General features: G+C 47.0%; 19 protein-coding genes and 1 other annotated feature. Of the genes, 18 read left to right on the forward strand and 1 reads right to left on the reverse strand.

Going from position 1 to position 18749, the window contains the following annotated elements; genetic code table 11:
• The first annotated feature begins 597 nt into the window (after positions 1-597).
• The 9 genes from speD to ACFQ1X_RS03190 all read left to right on the forward strand — a co-directional run bounded on the left by speD (position 598) and on the right by ACFQ1X_RS03190 (position 9011).
• Positions 598-981: an adenosylmethionine decarboxylase gene (gene speD, locus ACFQ1X_RS03150; protein ID WP_144838857.1), complete on the forward strand. Its 384-nt coding sequence runs from the start codon at positions 598-600 to the stop codon at positions 979-981.
• A 696-nt stretch (positions 982-1677) separates the two neighbouring features.
• Positions 1678-2154, forward strand: coding sequence for a transcriptional regulator NrdR (gene nrdR / locus ACFQ1X_RS03155; RefSeq protein ID WP_144838859.1), 477 nt, complete (start codon positions 1678-1680; stop codon positions 2152-2154).
• 11 nt (positions 2155-2165) lie between these two features.
• On the forward strand, positions 2166-3527 hold the full coding sequence (locus ACFQ1X_RS03160) for a replication initiation and membrane attachment family protein (protein WP_144838861.1): 1362 nt from the start codon (positions 2166-2168) through the stop codon (positions 3525-3527).
• Positions 3528-4463: a primosomal protein DnaI gene (gene dnaI, locus ACFQ1X_RS03165; protein ID WP_144838863.1), complete on the forward strand. Its 936-nt coding sequence runs from the start codon at positions 3528-3530 to the stop codon at positions 4461-4463.
• Between the two features lie 502 nt (positions 4464-4965).
• Entirely contained in the window at positions 4966-6894 is a 1929-nt protein-coding gene (gene thrS / locus ACFQ1X_RS03170) for a threonine--tRNA ligase (protein WP_144838865.1), read from the forward strand.
• A gap of 619 nt (positions 6895-7513) precedes the next feature.
• Positions 7514-8035 carry a translation initiation factor IF-3 gene (gene infC, locus ACFQ1X_RS03175; RefSeq protein ID WP_221930622.1) on the forward strand — a complete coding sequence of 174 codons (522 nt, stop codon included), beginning with the start codon at positions 7514-7516 and terminating at the stop codon, positions 8033-8035.
• Between the two features lie 28 nt (positions 8036-8063).
• On the forward strand, positions 8064-8264 hold the full coding sequence (gene rpmI, locus ACFQ1X_RS03180) for a 50S ribosomal protein L35 (protein WP_144838867.1): 201 nt from the start codon (positions 8064-8066) through the stop codon (positions 8262-8264).
• 50 nt (positions 8265-8314) lie between these two features.
• Positions 8315-8674, forward strand: coding sequence for a 50S ribosomal protein L20 (gene rplT / locus ACFQ1X_RS03185; RefSeq protein ID WP_144838869.1), 360 nt, complete (start codon positions 8315-8317; stop codon positions 8672-8674).
• Positions 8675-8732: 58 nt separating this feature from the next.
• Complete coding sequence (locus tag ACFQ1X_RS03190) at positions 8733-9011, forward strand: DUF1294 domain-containing protein (protein ID WP_144838871.1); 279 nt, start codon at positions 8733-8735, stop codon at positions 9009-9011.
• 6 nt (positions 9012-9017) lie between these two features.
• On the opposite strand, the gene ACFQ1X_RS03195 is transcribed toward ACFQ1X_RS03190, so the two are convergent.
• Positions 9018-9398: a sigma-w pathway protein ysdB gene (locus ACFQ1X_RS03195; protein WP_144838873.1), complete on the reverse strand. Its 381-nt coding sequence runs from the start codon at positions 9396-9398 to the stop codon at positions 9018-9020.
• 92 nt (positions 9399-9490) lie between these two features.
• On the opposite strand from ACFQ1X_RS03195, the gene ACFQ1X_RS03200 reads away from it, so the two are divergent.
• From ACFQ1X_RS03200 to pheT, 9 genes are all read left to right on the forward strand, one after another.
• Positions 9491-9976 (forward strand): dUTP diphosphatase, encoded by a 486-nt coding sequence (locus ACFQ1X_RS03200; RefSeq protein ID WP_144838875.1) that lies wholly within the window; start codon positions 9491-9493, stop codon positions 9974-9976.
• Positions 9977-10055: 79 nt separating this feature from the next.
• Complete coding sequence (locus ACFQ1X_RS03205) at positions 10056-11144, forward strand: M42 family metallopeptidase (protein WP_144838877.1); 1089 nt, start codon at positions 10056-10058, stop codon at positions 11142-11144.
• Positions 11145-11470: 326 nt separating this feature from the next.
• Positions 11471-12385 (forward strand): nuclease-related domain-containing protein, encoded by a 915-nt coding sequence (locus tag ACFQ1X_RS03210; RefSeq protein ID WP_379081434.1) that lies wholly within the window; start codon positions 11471-11473, stop codon positions 12383-12385.
• A 420-nt stretch (positions 12386-12805) separates the two neighbouring features.
• Positions 12806-13021 carry a helix-turn-helix transcriptional regulator gene (locus ACFQ1X_RS03215; protein WP_144838881.1) on the forward strand — a complete coding sequence of 72 codons (216 nt, stop codon included), beginning with the start codon at positions 12806-12808 and terminating at the stop codon, positions 13019-13021.
• Positions 13011-13505: a hypothetical protein gene (locus ACFQ1X_RS03220; protein WP_144838883.1), complete on the forward strand. Its 495-nt coding sequence runs from the start codon at positions 13011-13013 to the stop codon at positions 13503-13505. Before ACFQ1X_RS03215 ends, ACFQ1X_RS03220 begins: the two co-directional genes overlap by 11 nt.
• On the forward strand, positions 13502-13951 hold the full coding sequence (locus tag ACFQ1X_RS03225; RefSeq protein WP_144838885.1) for a small multi-drug export protein: 450 nt from the start codon (positions 13502-13504) through the stop codon (positions 13949-13951). The genes ACFQ1X_RS03220 and ACFQ1X_RS03225 overlap by 4 nt, the downstream gene beginning before the upstream one ends.
• A 56-nt stretch (positions 13952-14007) precedes the next feature.
• Positions 14008-14775, forward strand: a complete 768-nt coding sequence (locus ACFQ1X_RS03230) for a TrmH family RNA methyltransferase (RefSeq protein WP_144838887.1) — start codon at positions 14008-14010, stop codon at positions 14773-14775.
• A 47-nt stretch (positions 14776-14822) separates the two neighbouring features.
• Positions 14823-15049, forward strand: a binding site (T-box leader).
• Positions 15050-15089: 40 nt separating this feature from the next.
• Positions 15090-16127 carry a phenylalanine--tRNA ligase subunit alpha gene (gene pheS, locus ACFQ1X_RS03235; RefSeq protein WP_144838889.1) on the forward strand — a complete coding sequence of 346 codons (1038 nt, stop codon included), beginning with the start codon at positions 15090-15092 and terminating at the stop codon, positions 16125-16127.
• 12 nt (positions 16128-16139) lie between these two features.
• Positions 16140-18539, forward strand: coding sequence for a phenylalanine--tRNA ligase subunit beta (gene pheT, locus ACFQ1X_RS03240; RefSeq protein WP_144838891.1), 2400 nt, complete (start codon positions 16140-16142; stop codon positions 18537-18539).
• The last annotated feature ends 210 nt before the right edge of the window (positions 18540-18749 follow it).

Consider the following 18749-nt stretch of genomic DNA (forward strand, 5'->3'; position numbering starts at 1 on the left):
TTTCTCTGTCCAGACTCCAGCGGCCCAGCTCTTCAGGTCATAAGCCACTTTGTGTCCAGACTCCAACGGCCAACTCCTCGGACTTAAGCTGTCCTTCCTCTGCGGCAAAGAGCGCCACTTCGGAAGTTCATCTTAAGCCTTTCGGAGCTGAACGGCCGTTTCCGCTTTTCGGGACTGTGCGGCTGAAAAGACGCCGCTTCGCCAAATCGTAAAAACCTTATTGCTCCTGCATCGCTTCGCTAGCTTCGTCGCAAAGAGGTGGACCAAATGTAATTTGGTCCACCTCTTTCCTTACAGAGCTTAACGGGCGCTGTCGATTTTCTTAATTGTAAGAAAAATCCATGAAATAAAAGATATTTATATCAGATTTATTTGTTGCTTTTCCACGGAATACATCATATACTATGATTCGTAGCTGAAAACGGGCTACTTTTTTCATAACGATTCCAAAGCTCAATGAGGGATCGGAACGAAGAATTTTTATTCACATGACTGCTTAAAGGGTTAGGACCTCTTTGGACTAACTTTCCCCCGTGGTAGTCAACTTTGAATATTTTGAGCGCGAAACCAAAATGATATCAAAGGGGGAAACGAACCATGGAAACAATGGGACGTCACGTAATTGCAGAACTTTGGCAGTGTGATTTTGACAAATTAAACGATATGGATTTTATCGAAAAAACTTTTGTTGATGCAGCACTCAAATCAGGGGCAGAAGTCCGCGAGGTCGCTTTTCACAAATTTGCGCCACAAGGCGTAAGCGGCGTAGTAATTATTTCTGAATCACACCTGACAATCCACAGCTTTCCTGAACACGGTTATGCGAGTGTAGATGTATACACTTGCGGTGACATGGATCCGACAATTGCAGCGGATTACATCGCTCTGGCACTTGGCTCACAATCGAGCGAAGTTAAAGAATTGCAACGTGGAATGGGTCCAGTCGGTGCTGGAAAAACCAAAGTTACAGTAACTGCATAATCCATGAAACCATAACATTAAAGCAGGGGAGCTGATCCTCTGCTTTTTCTATTTGTGTACATAGTAAAGTAGAAAGAAAATCTTTAGCAATCGATATTCCGCAAAACAGCTTCGCTTGCCAAAACCCGTGCTCCTGTCTCTGCATCGCTGCGCTAGCTTCGTCGCAAAGACTCGGCCGAACTCCCTTCGGCCAACTCTTGGCTCGCGCTGAGCTAACTCGGTCTCGTTTCACTTCGCCCAAGTGGATCTCAGCACTTCGTCGGCATTCGCCTGCTCCCCTGGGCGTCTTCGCTGTTTTGCTCCATATCTCTAGAGAACCCATTATAATGTAACAGCGGAAGGCAACGCAGAGTAAAGATATATCCTGCATCGATGCTTCGATTAAACGCAAAGCTAACTCGGGCCTATGCCCGAGTGTGGTTCAGTACTCCACTAGATCCCAAAGGATTCTTTATTGCTTCTTTATATCTAGAAGTGGCCCCCAGCGAAGGAGCGCCGCCGGAGCAGGCGAATGCCGACGGAGCAAAAGACGAGTGTTCTTCTCGGCTTATTGCGGGAGCTTAGTCCAAAGCGACGAAGCGTCATATATAAGCTAGTTCTTCTGTACTTTTATTCAGTTTCAAAAATGAAATATTATAAACGCTGAAATTTTGTTATACTTATAGCAACAGAAAGAGAATTTGGGGAGATGTCAAAATGAAATGTCCGGCTTGTCAGCATAATGGTACCCGCGTTGTGGATTCGCGGCCAGTAGATGAATTGAAATCGATCAGGAGAAGACGGGAATGTGAAGAATGCGGCTATCGTTTCACCACTTTCGAGAAAGTGGAAGAGATGCCGCTGATTGTCGTGAAAAAAGATGGTTCACGCGAAGAGTTCAGCCGTGAAAAAGTATTGCGCGGCTTGATCCGTGCCTGTGAAAAGCGTCCGGTACCACTTGAAAAACTTGAAGAACTGGTCTTCAATATCGAAAAAGATCTGCGCAGAATCGGCAACGCCGAAGTAAAATCCGAACAGGTCGGCGAAATGGTGATGGACAGGCTGGCGGCAATTGATGAAGTGGCATATGTCCGTTTTGCTTCCGTCTATCGCCAGTTCAAAGACATCAACGTATTTATAGATGAGCTGAAGGATTTATTGAATAAGAATCCGGATGACAAGATATCCGAATAAGGCGGTGACATATGACTGCATTCTATAAGGAATTGCAGCCGGCTGATGCATTTAAGATCCGGTTGCCTTATCCATTTTCCGATTATGACCGCCAATTGCTGACACTGCTTTACCAGCCGATGATCGGCGCAGAAGCCGTGTCGCTTTACCTTACGCTTTGGGCGGAAGGGGAAGCATTGCGTGCAGAAACGCCGCATTATTCATTGATGAATACGCTGGGCATGCCGATTTCGAAAGTTTTTGAATCGCGCATCCAGTTGGAAGCGATCGGTCTGATAAAGACATACCGGAAGGGAACTGAATCCCGGACGTTCCTGTATGAATTATGCCCGCCGCTTGACCCGAAAGATTTTTTCGCTGATCCTCTGCTGTCGATGTTCCTGTTCAGCAAAATCGGTGATATCGCCTATCGCCGAATTCGCGACCGGTTCATCATGCCGGCAGAAGCCATGGAATCTTTCGAAGAAGTGACGCGGATTTTTACGGATATTTTCCAGCCGGTGCATGCCAAAGCCGGTTATCCGCAGGACTCGCAAAAAATGCAGCAGCGCAGCAGAACAGGCTATAAAGCGGAATACGATTTCGACTTCAGTCTGCTGCATCAGGGACTTTCCGAGCAGCTGGTCCCGAAACGCGTGCTGACCGCATCGATCAAGGACACCATCTGTAAACTGGCGTTTCTCTATGGTTGGGGACCACTCGAAATGCAGAAAGTGATCCTCCTGGCCATTGATGATGATTATCGTCTTACTATAGAAGGAATTAAAAAGTCGGCTTCCGAGTACTATAAAATGACGGTGTCCACCACTGCACCGAAATTGGAACCGGTCCTTGCGAAAGCTCCGGAACCGAAAGAGGAACCGAAAACAAGGCAGGATGAATTGGTCGTCTATCTCGAATCGGCGTCACCCATTGAAGTCCTCCGGGATATCGCAGGAGGCAAAGAGCCGTTGTCGGCAGATGTCCAGCTTGCCAATAATCTGGTGGTGCATCACGGAATGGAGCCGGCTGTGGTAAACGTCCTGCTTCAGTATGTGCTGCTGCGGACGGATATGAAATTGACGAAAAGTTATGTCGAAAAAATCGCTTCCCATTGGATCCGCAAAAATGTTTCCACTGCAGCCGAAGCAATGGAATTGGCGCGTACAGAACACGCTCAGTACATGAAATGGAAATCGGAAGGTTCGCCGTCCGCTGCTTCAAAATCATCAGCGCGCTCCGGTGGAAAACCTGTCCGCGAGGAAAAATTGCCGGAATGGTTCTATACGAAGGATGAACCGCAGGGAGCCGATTCTCCCAAAAACGAAAGCCTGGAAGTCGAGAAACAAAAACTCCTGGCAAAACTTGCTTTGAGAAAAGGGAAGGGTGATTAAATGGAACCGATTCGGGAAACCTTAAAACGCGTTGTCAATGCACCCGCTTTTTCCGAACGCTATAACGATATGCGCAAGGAGGTGCTTGAAAATCCGGGCGTCCAGAAATTTCTTGAAGACCATGCCGAGGAAATCGATAAAAGCACCGTCGACCGGGGCATGCATAAATTGTACGAGTATATCGACCAATCTCATGATTGCAATAAATGCCCGAGCCTTGAAGGCTGCATCAATCATCTGAAAGGCTTCGAACCGAACCTGGTGTTGGAGCGTAATACAATTGGTATCGCCTATACCGCATGCAAGTCCAAAAATGCCTATGACAATAAACGCCGTGCAAGCTCGCTGATCCACAGCATGTATATGCCGAAAGAGGTCATGCAGGCAACACTTTCAGGCTTTGAACTTGACGACAGCCGCATGGAAGCATTCCGTGCCGTCGGCAATTTCCTGGATCAGGCGACGGGACCGGACGATCTTCCGGATAAAGGCCTGTTTCTGTACGGTAAATTCGGCATCGGCAAATCTTATTTATTGAGTGCTGTGGCGAATGAACTGGCAGAGATGAACGTCAAATCCGTTCTGGTCTTCGTTCCGGAATTCATGCGCGAAATGAAACAGGCAATCGGCGACCAGACGCTTCAGGAAAAAGTCGACTATGTTAAAAAAGCTGATGTTCTGATGCTGGATGATATCGGTGCTGAGGCGATGTCGAGCTGGACCCGCGACGAAGTGCTCGGCACCATACTTCATTACCGCATGGCGGAAAAATTGCCGACGTTCATGACCTCGAACTTCAGTTATACTGAACTTCAGCATCACCTGACGTATTCACAGCGCGGTGAAAAAGAGGATTTAAAAGCGGCGCGTGTCATGGAACGAATCCGTGCATTGACGGAGCCGGTGAAACTCGACGGCCGCAATCGGCGCAATTAAAGCAAGCAAACAAATCATTTTTAAATGCATTTATTTGACAGAGATTGCATTTTAAATGTTTTCGGTTTATAGTGAATCTAATCGAAATATGATTTTAAATGCACTGACGAGGACAATAATGGATTGAACGCCTTCCAGAGAGAGAAGCCCAGGCTGAGAGCTTCTTAAGAAACGGCAATCCATTTACCGCCTCCGAGCAGCAGTTGTGAACTTTCAGTAGCAGCTGCCGGCAACCGGCCCGTTAGCCGATGCAGAGCTTCGTTCCGTTCAGTTTTTCTGATCGGAGCAGAAGAAGGGTGGAACCACGAACTGAGCTTCGTCCCTTTGGGATGGGGCTTTTTTGCGTTGAAATGCGACAGCGCCCGTTAAGCTCTGAAAGGCATAAGACGATCTGGCGAAGCGGCGTTTTTTCAGCCGCACAGCCAGAGTGGCTTATGACCCGAAGAGCTGGGCCGCTGGAGTCTGGACACCGAAAAGAATGAAGAAAAAAGGAGAGATTGCTATGTCAGACATGATCAATTTAAAATTCCCGGATGGGGCAGTTAAGGAATTCGAACGGGGAACTACAACTGAAGACGTGGCAGGGTCCATCAGCCCGGGCTTGCGCAAAAAAGCGCTTGCCGGTAAACTTGGCGACCGCCTTGTGGATTTGAAAGCACCACTGAAGGAAGACGGAGAAATTGCCATCATCACTGCAGAGTCTGATGAAGCTTTGGAAATTCTGCGCCACAGCACAGCACATTTACTGGCACAAGCAGTCAAACGTCTTTACCCGGATGCCAAACTTGGCGTCGGCCCGGTAATTGAAAACGGTTTTTATTATGATATCGATACTGATTCAGCCATTACTGCGGAAGATCTTCCGAAAATCGAGAAGGAAATGAAAAAAATCATTGGTGAAAATCTGGAAATCGTGCGCCATGATGTAACGCGTGCTGAAGCGCAGGAACGTTTTGCGGCGATTGAAGATCCGTATAAAGTGGAATTGCTCGAAGCGATTGCGGAAGATGATCAGGTGTCCATCTATGAGCAAGGCGACTTTTTCGATTTGTGCCGCGGAATCCATGTTCCGGCGACTGGCAAACTAAAGGAATTCAAATTGCTCAGCGTAGCTGGTGCATATTGGAGAGGCAACAGCGACAATAAAATGCTGCAGCGCATCTACGGCACTGCATTTTTCAAAAAAGAAGACCTGAAAGCGCATCTTGAAATGCTGGAAGAAGCGAAAGAGCGCGACCACCGCAAAATCGGCAAGGAACTGGACTTGTTCATGAACTCCCAGAAAGTTGGGCAGGGGTTGCCGATGTGGTTGCCGAAAGGCGCGACAATCCGTCGCATCATCGAGCGCTATATCGTCGATAAAGAAGAGCGTCTGGGCTACGATCATGTCTATACGCCGGTTCTTGGCAGTGTTGAACTTTATAAAACTAGCGGCCACTGGGACCATTACCAGGAAGATATGTTCCCGGTCATGAAAATGGACAATGAAGACCTCGTGCTGCGTCCGATGAACTGCCCGCACCATATGATGATTTTCAAGCAAGGCATCCATTCCTATCGCCAGATGCCGGTCCGCATCGCGGAACTTGGCACGATGCACCGTTATGAAATGTCAGGCGCTCTTTCCGGCTTGCAGCGTGTCCGCGGCATGACGCTGAACGATGCGCATCTATTTGTCCGTCCGGATCAGATCAAGGAAGAATTCAAACGCGTCGTCAATTTGGTAGTGGAAGTTTATAAGGATTTCGACATCAAAGATTATTCATTCCGCGTATCGTACCGCGATCCGGAAGATAAAGAGAAATACTTTGATGACGATGCAATGTGGGAGCGCGCTCAATCCATGCTGAAAGAAGCGATGGACGAAATGGGCTTGGATTACGTGGAAGCTGAAGGAGAAGCGGCATTTTATGGCCCGAAACTGGATGTCCAGGTGAAAACGGCGCTCGGTAAAGAAGAGACTCTTTCCACAGTGCAGCTTGATTTCCTGTTGCCGGAACGTTTCGACCTTTCCTATATTGGAGAAGACGGCAAGCAGCATCGCCCGGTTGTCATCCACCGCGGAGTCGTTTCAACGATGGAACGTTTTGTGGCTTTCCTGATCGAAGAATACAAAGGCGCCTTTCCGACTTGGCTGGCACCGGTTCAGGTGGAAGTTATTCCGGTTTCACTCGATGTTCACAGCGATTACGCGAAAGAGATCCAGGAAAAATTGCAGGCGCATAAATTGCGTATCGATATAGACGAGCGCGATGAAAAGCTCGGCTATAAGATTCGTGAAGCTCAAATGCAAAAAGTTCCTTATATGCTGGTTCTTGGAGATAAGGAAATGGAAGACGGTTCTGTAAACGTCCGCAAATACGGCGAACAGAAATCCGAAAGCATGCCGTTCGATGACTTCCTGTCGATGATCCAGGGAGAACTTCGATAAGTTTAAACTAGGGGAATACCATATGTAACGCTTCGGCGCTTTGGACAAGGCTCCCACCATAAGCCGAGAAGACCACTCGTCTTATTGCTTCGCTCAGTCCATAGGCGCGCCGGCGCTATAGAAATTTCTAAAGATATGAAGCAAAACAGCAAAGAGTTGAACGAAGCCTGCGAGGGCAACTCTTTGCGACGAAGCAGCGTAGCGATGCAGGAGCACAAATAATAATCGTGCTCCTGCAGTGCTATGCACTTCGTCGCAAAGGCATTATCCTCGCACAGGCGTCGGCTAATGCCTTCGAAGCTGTTTTGCGGAATATCGATTACAGTGACTTAATACTTCAACTTACTTAGAGAAGGTTGTTGACACGGGTCAGTGTGCGTGATACTATGAATAAGGTTATAGAATACTTATATGTGCAAGCAGGAGCACCCGCTTCTCACCTGATCGACCATTTGTTGGCAGGTAGACACGATTTGACTTTTTCACGCTGCGGCGTGCTGTCATAAATTGCGGGTGGGCCGAACGAGGCCCATCCGCTTTTTCTTTGGATCGGAACCTGTAAGCCGACATGGTCGGTTTCGCATTTTAAGCTATTCGCAACACTATCCGGAGGTGGATTATTATTAGCAAAGACAGTAATGTAAACGAAGGCATTCGTGCACGGGAATTACGGGTTATTGATCAGAACGGTGAACAGCTCGGCATTAAAACGCGCACCGAAGCCCTAGAAATTGCAGGCCGTGTCAACTTGGATCTGGTTCTTGTGGCTCCTCAAGCTAAGCCGCCGGTTGCCCGCATCATGGACCATGGTAAGTTCAAGTTCGAACAGCAGAAGAAGGAACGTGAGATTCGTAAGAATCAGAAAGTCATCGTAGTGAAAGAGGTTCGTTTGAGCCCTGGAATCGACGATCATGACTTTAACACAAAGCTTCGGAACGCAATCAAGTTCCTTGAAAAAGGCGACAAAGTTAAAGCTTCAATCCGTTTTAAAGGCCGTGCGATTACGCACAAAGAAATCGGACAACGTGTCCTTGAACGTTTCGCTGAAGCGTGCAAAGATGTTGCCACGGTTGAACAGCGCCCTAAAATGGACGGACGCAGCATGTTCTTGATGCTGGCTCCAATCAACGAAAAAGAATAACAGTACAATTGTTTAGGAGGAACTCGAAATGCCGAAAATGAAAAGCCATAGCGGTGCGTCAAAACGTTTCAAGAAAACTGGAACAGGTAAAGTAAGACGCAATCGTTCACACACAAGCCATTTATTTGCAAACAAATCGACTAAGCAAAAGCGTAAACTCCGTAAAGGGAAGCTTGTATCAGCTGGAGATTTGAAACGCATTAAATCACTAATTTATAACATGAAATAAAACCGAACAAAAAATCGAATTATTTATATTCAAGCAGGAGGTAATGTGATATGCCACGCGTAAAAGGTGGAACAGTGACGCGCCAGCGTCGTAAAAAGGTCATTAAATTAGCAAAAGGTTATTATGGTGCAAAGCACATCCTTTTCAAAGTAGCAAACCAACAGGTGATGAAGTCAGGTAACTATGCTTACCGTGACCGTCGCAACAAAAAACGTGATTTCCGCAGACTGTGGATCACTCGTATCAACGCAGCAGCTCGTTTGAACGATATCTCTTACAGCCGTCTAATGAACGGATTGAAAGTTGCCGGTATCGACATCAACCGCAAAATGCTTGCTGAAATCGCTGTATCTGATGCAGTAGCTTTCACAGCACTTGCTGATCAGGCTAAAAAAGCTTTGAACAAATAAGTTAAATGCAAAAAAGACTGGCGATCATTCGCCAGTCTTTTTTATTGGAGGAAATCAAATGTTTTTGATAGTTTCAGCGTATCTTGCAATTTTATCAATCATGGCTGTCGCTATGATGAAAATCGACAAACGGCAGGCGCAGCAGAGAGGCCAGCGCATCCCTGAAAAGAATCTTTGGCGTGTAGCGCTGTTCGGCGGCGGAATTGGGGCCTATATCGGCATGATGGCATTCCGCCACAAAACGAAGCACACGAACTTCCGCATCGGTTTCCTCGTGCTGGCGATGCTGCAGGCGGCACTGCTTGTCTGGATTTATACTGAATTCGGTCTGCAATAATTCTGTTCAGCTTGTCATTAATTGTTCAATCGGATTTTTCCAATTGATGTCGGCATTCGGGTAATTCATATGGATTTCCTTTTCGAGAAAGTGGAAATCCTCTTTTGTGAAGCCCTGGAGGCTGTCCGGATCTTCTGCCCAGACGAATATTGAAACCACTTCAAATGCGTCATCTGTGGTGCCAAGGTATTTTTCCCCTTCAAAAACCACGCCGCGCAGCGTAATGAAGAAATTTTTACGGACATTTTGGACATCGTCATAAAAATAATAGGATTTATTTTCGACTGCCGCATCAAATTTTCTTTTCGGGTCGAATACATAGCGCAGTAACTTGTAAAACAAATAGATGATTAATGCAATCACAAGAAATCGGATAATGATGGCCATGCAAAATACCCCCTTAAAAAAGTAGTGGTCATGTATAATACGGACATGAAGATATATGGTTTCAAGATTTATTGAAATAAAGGAGGATTTACATGAATTTAGAGAAATTATTCACCATGCAGGAAGAATTGGACCGATACATACAAACAAATAATGAGGTGAACGGTGACTTGTTCGATAAAAAAGGACTGGCGCTGATTGTCGAGCTAGCCGAATTGGCGAATGAAACCCGGACGTTTAAATTTTGGAGTTCGAAAGGGCCATCTGACCGGGAAGTCATTCTCGAGGAATATGTGGATTCAATTCATTTCCTGTTGTCACTGGGTATCGATCGGGACTTGAATATGCTGAAGGACTGGCCGAAGCCGTTGAATGATAATGATCTGACCACGTTGTTCCTCAAGACCAATAGCAGCATCCTGAAATTTATGGAGCAGCATTCCATGTCCGCATACCAGACTGTGTGGAGCTGTTACGGTGCGATTGCCGAGATTTTGGGATTCACGTACGACGATGTGATGGAAGCGTATCTTGCAAAAAATCAGAAAAACTATGACCGCCAAAAGGATGGGTATTAATCTTTTTGATGAATTTTTTGAATATATGCGCATGTTCATTTATAATGAAGAAGTGAGACTATTTAGGAGGTCGAAATAAATGGTAAAATTAGATGAAACGTTACAAATGCTGAAAGACTTAACGGATGCTAACGGCATACCGGGCAACGAACGCCAAGCGCGTGAAGTCATGAAGAAATACATATCACCTTTTGCGGATTCAGTCGAAACGGACGGACTGGGAAGCCTGATCGCGAAAAAAGAAGGGAAAGCTGACGGACCGAAAGTCATGGTTGCCGGCCACCTGGATGAAGTGGGCTTCATGATTTCTCAGATCGACGACAAAGGATTTTTGAAATTCCAGACAGTTGGCGGCTGGTGGAATCAGGTAATGCTGGCACAGCGCGTTACGATCACAACACGCAGCGGCAAGGAAGTAATTGGCGTAATCGGTTCGAAACCGCCGCATATCCTGTCACCGGAAGCACGTAAAAAGCCGGTTGAAATCAAAGACATGTTCATCGATATCGGCGCGTCTTCACGTGACGAAGTGAAGGAATGGGGCATCGCACCAGGCGATATGGTGACGCCTTATTTCGAATTCAATGTCATGAACAATGAAAAATTCCTGTTGGCGAAAGCTTGGGATAACCGCATCGGATGCGCCATTGCAATCGACGTGTTGAAAGGCCTCAAAGGCCAGGACCACCCGAATGTCGTTTACGGCGTAGGGACTGTACAGGAAGAAGTTGGACTGCGCGGAGCAAAAACCGCTGCAGCGAAAATCCAGCCGGACATCGGATTTGCAGTGGATGTGGGCATCGCCGGCGATACACCGGGCATCACGGCTCAAGAATCCAACAGTAAAATGGGCGACGGACCACAGATCCTTCTTTTCGACGCTTCAATGGTTTCCCATCGCGGATTGCGCGAACTTGTTGTGGATACAGCTGAAGAATCGGGCATCCCTTACCAGTTCGAGACAATTGCAGGCGGCGGAACGGATGCCGGCGCAATTCACCTGACTGCTAACGGTGTTCCAGCACTTGCGATTGGCGTGGCGACCCGCTATATCCACTCACATGCCGGAATCCTTCACCGCGACGATTACGAAAACGCAGTAAAACTGATCGTCGAAGTCATCAAGAAATTGGACAAAGACACAGTAGCGAAAATTACATTCGAATAAAAATCGCAAACCCAGCCGAAATGGCTGGGTTTTTTTGATTTTATTCGTGAAAAACGGCTGAGTGATCATAGAATGGCGATTTCCGCTCATAGAATCGAATAAGCGCTCATAGAATGAAGCGGACCGCTCATAGAATCCAAAGAGCGCTCATAGAACCCATAAATCCGCTCATAGAAATCCGCACCAGCTGAAGGTGGTCAAAAGTAATGATTAGAGGAAAAATAAAGCATTTATTCAAGCGAGTGAATGTTATAATCCGATTAAGAAGAAAGGGGAGAGACATGACACTGACAAAAGCTGATATGTTAAATAGAGCTATTAACAGAATGAAAGAGAATTCACCGGATCGGGAGTTTCTGGAAAGGGAATTATTCAAGGCCGAAGCCGGTATCCGGGGAGAAAAGAGGCTTCAAAGAAAGTTTGTGGAATTTTATTCATCCGAACCGTTTGAAATTCTTTGGAATACAAGTCTGACTCTGGGCAATTGGCCAGTGCAGATTGACGGTCTGCTATTGACGCAAAAAGCTGCTATCATTCTCGAATCGAAAAACATAAGCGGCGAGCTGCATTTTGAAAATTCGACCGGAGAATTTTACCGACGGGATTCAAATGGAATCAAGACTGTTATGGACAATCCGGCTGTTCAAGTTGAAAAACATATACGCTTTTTAAAAACCTGGTTCGAAGAAAATAAGATTCGCATGCGAGTAGATGGTCTTCTCGTATTCACAGCTTTGCAAGCCGAACTCTGTTCGCTTCCCCACACCATTCGCACCTGCAGACACCACCACATGATAGAATTTCTGTTTAAAACGATCAACGAAATTCCCACGGGTCCCCAACTCAGTAAACAAACTCTTCAAAAATATAGAAAAACAATTGAAAGCCAGCTCACCCCATTTATTCAAAAACCGATTTCAGTTCAATATTCCTTAGATCCGAATCTTTTTGAAGTGGGAATTTATTGTGAGGCGTGCAAAACTTTTAATGTTTCCCGCCTTCAGCGCCGATGGCAATGTGCAACGTGCGGGCAAATATCCGCAAACGCAGGCGAAGAAGCGGTAAAGGATTATTTCGCGTTATTTGGCTTTCAGGCAAACAATGAAGAAATTCGGAAGTTCCTGAAAATAAACAATCGGCATATCGTGAAGCGGCTACTATCTCAGAATTTCATTTCGAAAGATGGGAGCAGGAGACATAGCAAATACTCACTCAATGATGCTGAAATATTGAGTGAATGATCATAGAATGGCGATTTCCGCTCATAGAATCGAATAAGCGCTCATAGAATCGAATAAGCGCTCATAGAATGAAGTGGACCGCTCATAGAATCCAAAGAGCGCTCATAGAACCCGTAAATCCGCTCATAGAAATAAAATCAGCCGGTCGAACGGCTTTCCGTCCGAGAAACGCATCCATTCAGGGGCTTGCACTGGGAAACTTCGGTGAAAAGCAATAATTGAGCACTAAAAGAGAGGAATCCACGTTCCAAACAAATGAAAAACCAGAACCTAAGACATGCGCAAACCCTGCGCATGCCTTTTTGAATGCCCGGAACGCTTGCAGCGTTCCATAAAAAGCAAATAATACTTTACAAAATGTTAAGTATAATGTACATTATGTTATAGATACCGAACATCTTTACAGGAAGGATGAATAGGATGCTGAAGAATCGGGTGAAGGAAATGCGTGCACGGCACAGCCTGACGCAAAGCGATTTAGGCAAACAGGTCGATGTGACGCGCCAGACGATTGCCTTTATTGAAAAAGGGGAATTTTCACCTTCTATTACATTGTCGTTGAAATTGGCGAAGGCGCTGCAGGTGGACGTCAACGAATTATTCTGGCTGGAAGGAGAGGAACTTCATGAAAAGTGATATCAGATTAAATTACCCGTTATGGATGATGGCATTCATTGCTGTTTTGGGGATATTCGCAGTAGGCATACATTCATCGACAGTGGAAGTGAATGAAACTGCAACCAGTTTCTTCATCCAAGTAGAAGGATTTGCATTTTTGCTAGTTTTCGGTTCGTTGATTTTGTATCTAATTGTATTGAGCATTTTTATTAAGAAGGTCAAACAATACAATAAGAACAATCCCCATCAGAAAATCTCGATAATCTCACTGCGGCCGCCTGAATATCTGGAGGCTGACGAAGGAATGACGCATATTACGCGAAGAGCTGTGCAGAAAGTATATACTTTCTATTCATGGGCTTTGCCGGTCCTTGCTGGAATAGTCATTGCTCTGCCGCTGCCGCGACTTGTCATCATCTTCGCAATACTGGGATTGGCTTTTGTTCAATACTGGATTTATTACGCCGAAGTTCGCAAGCATTTTAAGGGGGAAGAAGAATGATTTATGAATACATCCTGGTTTTTCTGGGAGCGGCAATTCCATGGTTTGAAATCGCATTGGTCATCCCGCTCGGAATTGTTTGGGGGCTGTCGCCTTTTTGGGTGATGCTCGTGGCGTTTGTCGGCAATATGGTGACCGTTCTGGCGCTGATCATCGGCTTTGATCGTTTCAAGATTTGGTACAATAAACGCCAGGAAGCGAAAGGCAAGCCGGAAAATAAAAAGAGTGAACGCGCCAAACGGATCTGGAATAAGTATGGATTGCCGGGACTTGCCATGCTTGGGCCAATTTTGATCGGCACACACATCGCCGCATTCATCGGCATGACGCTCGGCGCCACGAAAAAAACTACGACCGTCTGGCTGACAATCAGCATTGCAGTCTGGACACTCGCTTTCGGAATCCTGACAGCGCTCGGATTTGATTTCTTCACGAGAGAACTCTAAAGAACAGCTGCAGTATGCTATACTGGAGCTATTCTGACTTAAAGGCGTGAGCAATTATGAAACGGATTGAATCTATTCAAAATTCTTTAGTGAAACATTGGAAGAAACTTGGCAACACCCGCAAGGAACGCGATAAATTTTCGGAGTTTCTTGTAGAAGGATTCCATTTGACGGAAGAGTCCCTGAAAAAGAAAGACCTCGTCAAAGGGCTGATCGTCCGAGAAGGCGTTGATATCCCAGACAACTGGGACATCGAAGGGGTCCCACATTATTCGGTGACTGCGGCAGTGGCCAAGGAAATTTCGGAGACTGAGCATTCACAGGGCATTTTTGCGCATTGCGCGCAGCCGGAATTTACGGAACAGGACCAGGCAGACTGGACGCGTCTCTTATTGATCGACGCCGTGCAGGATCCCGGTAATATCGGGACAATGATCCGGACGGCATCAGCCGCCGGAATCGATGCCGTCATTCTCGGCAAAGGCTGCGCCGATCCGTTCAATCCGAAAACGGTCCGTTCGGCACAGGGCTCCCATTTTCAAGTTCCTGTCGTCAAAGGCGATCTAACGGAATGGATTCAAAAAATGCATGATACGGGCATTCCGGTATTCGGCACGGCTCTGCAGAACGCGGTCCCGGTGCATGAAGCTGAAACGCAGGAGAAATTCGCGCTGATCGTCGGCAATGAAGGAAGCGGCGTTTCACAAGAGCTGTTGGACTTGACGCAACAGAACCTGATGGTGCCTCTTTACGGCAGCGCGGAATCCCTGAATGTTGCAGTTGCGACCGGGATTTTATTGTACAGCCTTGTTTCAAAGAACTAGAGTTGATAAAGCCGGTGAACTTTCGTATAATTAACAGGTAAATAAAAACAAAAGCATCGACCGGGAAAAGTACGGAACCCATTTGCATCAACAGGAAATCTGCGCCTCGACTGAAAGCGCGGATATGCAAACGTTTCGGAAGTTCACCCCGCGAGCTGCCGCCGGGACCAGCATTTTGCTGTAAAGGCGGGCCGGTGAAGAGCCGTTACGTAAATGAGTGATTGCCTGCGGGCGATAACTAGGGTGGTACCGCGATCAATGCCTCGTCCCTTTTCAGGGACGGGGCTTTTCTATGTTTAAGAGGAGGAGAAAAGATGGAAGCACAATTAAATGAATTAAAAACAGAGGCGCTGGAAAAAATCGCCGCAGCAGCAAACGTCAAAGAACTGAACACAGTACGCGTTGCGTATCTTGGTAAAAAAGGACCGATTACGGATTTACTGAAAGGCATGGGCAAACTGCCGGCAGAAGAGCGTCCGAAAATGGGAGCTCTGGTCAATGTCGTGAGAGAAGAAGTGACAGCCCAACTGGAAGAGCGTATGGCAATTCTTGAGGAGCAGGCGATCAATGAGAAATTACAAAGTGAAACAATCGACATCACGCTTCCGGGGCGTCCGGCGAAAACAGGCAACGCTCATCCGCTAACACGTGTAGTGGAAGAAATCGAAGATCTGTTCATTTCCATGGGCTACGAAGTGGAAGAAGGGCCGGAAGTGGAAAAAGATTATTATAATTTCGAAGCATTGAATCTGCCTAAGGGGCATCCGGCGCGCGACATGCAGGATTCCTTCTATATATCAGAAGATATTCTTCTTCGAACGCATACGTCACCAGTGCAGGCGCGGACGATGGAAGCCAAAGGCGGGGAACCGATCAAAATTATCTGCCCAGGAAAAGTTTACCGCCGCGACAACGATGATGCGACGCATTCCCACCAGTTCACACAAATCGAAGGATTGGTCATCGGGGAAGATATCCGCATGAGCGACCTGAAAGGCACGCTTTCGGTGTTCGCCAAGAAAATGTTCGGCGACGACCGTGAAATCCGTCTGCGTCCAAGCTTCTTCCCGTTCACGGAGCCTTCCGTCGAAATGGATATTTCCTGCTTCAAATGCGGCGGAGAAGGCTGCAACGTCTGCAAAAAAACGGGCTGGATCGAAATTCTTGGAGCGGGCATGGTGCATCCGAACGTACTGGAAATGGCCGGCTATGATTCGAAACGCCTGACCGGCTTCGCATTCGGCATGGGGCCGGAACGCATTGCGATGCTGAAATACGGAATCGAAGACATCCGCCATTTCTACACGAATGACGTCCGCTTTTTATCCCAATTCGAACGCACGGAAGTATAAGGAGGAAATCAAATGTTAGTATCGATAAAATGGTTGAAGGAATATGTTAATACACAGGACTTGCCGGCGGCTGAGCTTGGTGAGCGGATCACCCGTTCAGGAATCGAAGTGGATGCTGTCATCGACCGTTCGGAAGGCCTTTCGAACATCATCGTGGGTTATGTGGAGTCATGTGAAAAACATCCGGAAGCGGATAAATTATCCATCTGCCAGGTCAACGTCGGCGGAACAGTCGATCAGATTATCTGCGGCGCTCCGAATATTGCAGCTGGCCAAAACGTCATCGTCGCCCGTCCGGGAGCAACACTTCCCGGCGGCATGAAAATCAAAAAAGCAAAACTGCGCGGCGAAGAATCGAACGGCATGATTTGCTCATTGCAGGAACTTGGCATTGAAGGCAAGCTGGTTCCGAAAGCATATGCAGAAGGAATCTATGTACTGCCGGAAAATGCGGAAGTCGGATCAGACGTCATCGCCAATTTCGACCTGGATGATACCGTTCTGGAACTTGGGCTCACTCCGAACCGTGCTGACGCCATGAGCATGCTCGGTGTGGCTTACGAAGTCGGCGCGATTTTGGAAGAAGAAGTGAAATTGCCGGAAATCACATATAACGAAGTGGAAGACAAGGCATCTTCCATGCTGACGCTGAACATTGATTCGCCGGAAGATAATCCGTTGTACGTCGCTAAAGTTGTGCGGGGGATCGAAGTGAAGGAATCTCCGATGTGGCTGCAGCAGCGGTTGATGGCATCCGGCGTCCGCCCGCATAATAATGTGGTCGATATCACGAATTACGTTCTGATGGAATACGGCCAGCCGCTCCATGCTTTTGATTATGATCTATTGGAAACCGGCAATATCACTGTGCGCCATGCCAAACGGGACGAAACGATCACGACACTGGATGGCAATGAACGCAAGCTGTCCTTAAACAATCTCGTCATCACGAATGGCGAGAAACCAGTTGCGCTTGCAGGCGTCATGGGTGGCGCTAATTCGGAAGTCAGCAAAGACACGACAACAATTGTCATCGAATCCGCTTATTTCGCATCGGGATCGATCCGCCAGACATCGAAAGAGCACAACCTGCGCAGCGATGCCAGTTCACGCTATGAAAAAGGTGTTGACCCGAACCGCGTGATTCCTGCTGCGGAACGCGCTGCACAACTGCTGTCGGAAATTGCTGGAGGCGAAGTGCTTGCCGGTTCAGTCATTTTTGATCAATTGAAGCGTGAAGAAAAAATCGTGAAAGTGTCACCGGATTTCATTAACAACCGTCTCGGCATGAAAATCCGCTTTGACGATATGCTCGATATTCTGAACCGCCTGCAATTCAAAACGGAGGCGATGAACAACCAATTGGTGATTTCAGTGCCGACACGGCGCCAGGATATCCAGATTGCAGAAGATGTCGTGGAGGAAATTGCCCGTCTTTACGGCTACGACGAAATTCCGTCAACCTTGCCGGAAACTGCAACAACTCCAGGCGGCTTGTCGTCATACCAGCAGAAACGCCGCATCGTGCGCAATTACCTGGAAGGTGCTGGCTTGCTGCAGGCGACGACTTATTCACTGACATCCGAGAAATCAGCGACTCAATTTGCAATGAAACACACCGAATTGACGCGTTTATTGATGCCGATGAGCGAAGAACGCAGCACGCTTCGCCAGAGCATTCTGCCGCATTTATTGGAATCCGTTTCCTATAATACAGCGAGAAGAATCGATTCCGTTGCTCTATACGAAACCGGTTCAGTGTTCCTGAAAGGACACGATGAATTGCTCAATGAAGAAGAGCATGTCGCAGTGGCGATGACCGGGTTATGGCTCGACAACAGCTGGCAGGGAGAAAAGAAAGCGGTCGATTTCTTTGTTCTGAAAGGCATCGTTGAAGGGCTCGCCGATAAAATGGGCGTGGAATTTGAATTTGAACGCGGCGAAATGGATGGCCTGCATCCGGGCAGAACCGCCTATGTTATGCTGGATGGCCGCCGCATCGGCATCATTGGCCAGTTGCATCCGACGGAGCAAAAAGCACGTGATCTGAAAACCACCATCGTGATGGAACTCAGCCTCGCTGAACTGTTCAAAGAAGAGACAGGTGCGTTGAAATATACGCAAGTGCCGCGCTATCCGTCAATTACACGCGACGTTGCGCTTGTATTGTCCAAAATCGTCGAAGCCGGAACAATCGAGAAACTGATCCGTTCGGCAGGCGGCAAATTATTGAAAGATGTCCGCGTATTCGACCTTTACGAAGGCGACAACCTGGAAGCCGGCAAGAAATCAGTGGCCTTCTCGCTGCAGTATTTCGATCCGGAGAAAACACTGACCGACGAAGAAGTCACGGCGGTGCATGAAAGAGTTGTGGCAAGATTGAGGGAATCGGGTGCGGAATTGAGAAGTTAATATTATATAGTAGATAAAAGCGGAGTCCATTTTGGGCTCCGCTTCTTTTTGTTAATTTATAATTGGCATAAAATTTTTTTGTAATAGTGTATAGTGAACGTCTTTGTATCTATTTCTCTTTAAGAACTTATATAAATTTACATAGAAGCATCCTAAACTAACTAGTAAAAATATTTTATTATGGTAAAATTAATCTATTCTAAGCATATA

This window comes from Metaplanococcus flavidus (assembly GCF_042675885.1).
In the GTDB taxonomy this organism is placed as follows: domain Bacteria; phylum Bacillota; class Bacilli; order Bacillales_A; family Planococcaceae; genus Planococcus; species Planococcus flavidus.

Excerpts from the sequence above, each read along its gene's own strand:
- nrdR (WP_144838859.1), top strand. The coding sequence starts at position 1,678 with ATGAAATGTCCGGCTTGTCAGCATAATGGTACCCGCGTTGTGGATTCG.
- ACFQ1X_RS03215 (WP_144838881.1), top strand. The coding sequence starts at position 12,806 with ATGCTGAAGAATCGGGTGAAGGAAATGCGTGCACGGCACAGCCTGACG.
- ACFQ1X_RS03160 (WP_144838861.1), top strand. The coding sequence starts at position 2,166 with ATGACTGCATTCTATAAGGAATTGCAGCCGGCTGATGCATTTAAGATC.
- dnaI (WP_144838863.1), top strand. The coding sequence starts at position 3,528 with ATGGAACCGATTCGGGAAACCTTAAAACGCGTTGTCAATGCACCCGCT.
- thrS (WP_144838865.1), top strand. The coding sequence starts at position 4,966 with ATGTCAGACATGATCAATTTAAAATTCCCGGATGGGGCAGTTAAGGAA.
- ACFQ1X_RS03210 (WP_379081434.1), top strand. The coding sequence starts at position 11,471 with ATGAAAGAGAATTCACCGGATCGGGAGTTTCTGGAAAGGGAATTATTC.
- ACFQ1X_RS03205 (WP_144838877.1), top strand. The coding sequence starts at position 10,056 with ATGGTAAAATTAGATGAAACGTTACAAATGCTGAAAGACTTAACGGAT.
- ACFQ1X_RS03195 (WP_144838873.1), bottom strand. The coding sequence starts at position 9,398 with ATGGCCATCATTATCCGATTTCTTGTGATTGCATTAATCATCTATTTG.
- ACFQ1X_RS03190 (WP_144838871.1), top strand. The coding sequence starts at position 8,733 with ATGTTTTTGATAGTTTCAGCGTATCTTGCAATTTTATCAATCATGGCT.
- pheS (WP_144838889.1), top strand. The coding sequence starts at position 15,090 with ATGGAAGCACAATTAAATGAATTAAAAACAGAGGCGCTGGAAAAAATC.
- ACFQ1X_RS03225 (WP_144838885.1), top strand. The coding sequence starts at position 13,502 with ATGATTTATGAATACATCCTGGTTTTTCTGGGAGCGGCAATTCCATGG.
- ACFQ1X_RS03200 (WP_144838875.1), top strand. The coding sequence starts at position 9,491 with ATGAATTTAGAGAAATTATTCACCATGCAGGAAGAATTGGACCGATAC.
- ACFQ1X_RS03220 (WP_144838883.1), top strand. The coding sequence starts at position 13,011 with ATGAAAAGTGATATCAGATTAAATTACCCGTTATGGATGATGGCATTC.
- speD (WP_144838857.1), top strand. The coding sequence starts at position 598 with ATGGAAACAATGGGACGTCACGTAATTGCAGAACTTTGGCAGTGTGAT.
- rplT (WP_144838869.1), top strand. The coding sequence starts at position 8,315 with ATGCCACGCGTAAAAGGTGGAACAGTGACGCGCCAGCGTCGTAAAAAG.
- ACFQ1X_RS03230 (WP_144838887.1), top strand. The coding sequence starts at position 14,008 with ATGAAACGGATTGAATCTATTCAAAATTCTTTAGTGAAACATTGGAAG.
- pheT (WP_144838891.1), top strand. The coding sequence starts at position 16,140 with ATGTTAGTATCGATAAAATGGTTGAAGGAATATGTTAATACACAGGAC.
- rpmI (WP_144838867.1), top strand. The coding sequence starts at position 8,064 with ATGCCGAAAATGAAAAGCCATAGCGGTGCGTCAAAACGTTTCAAGAAA.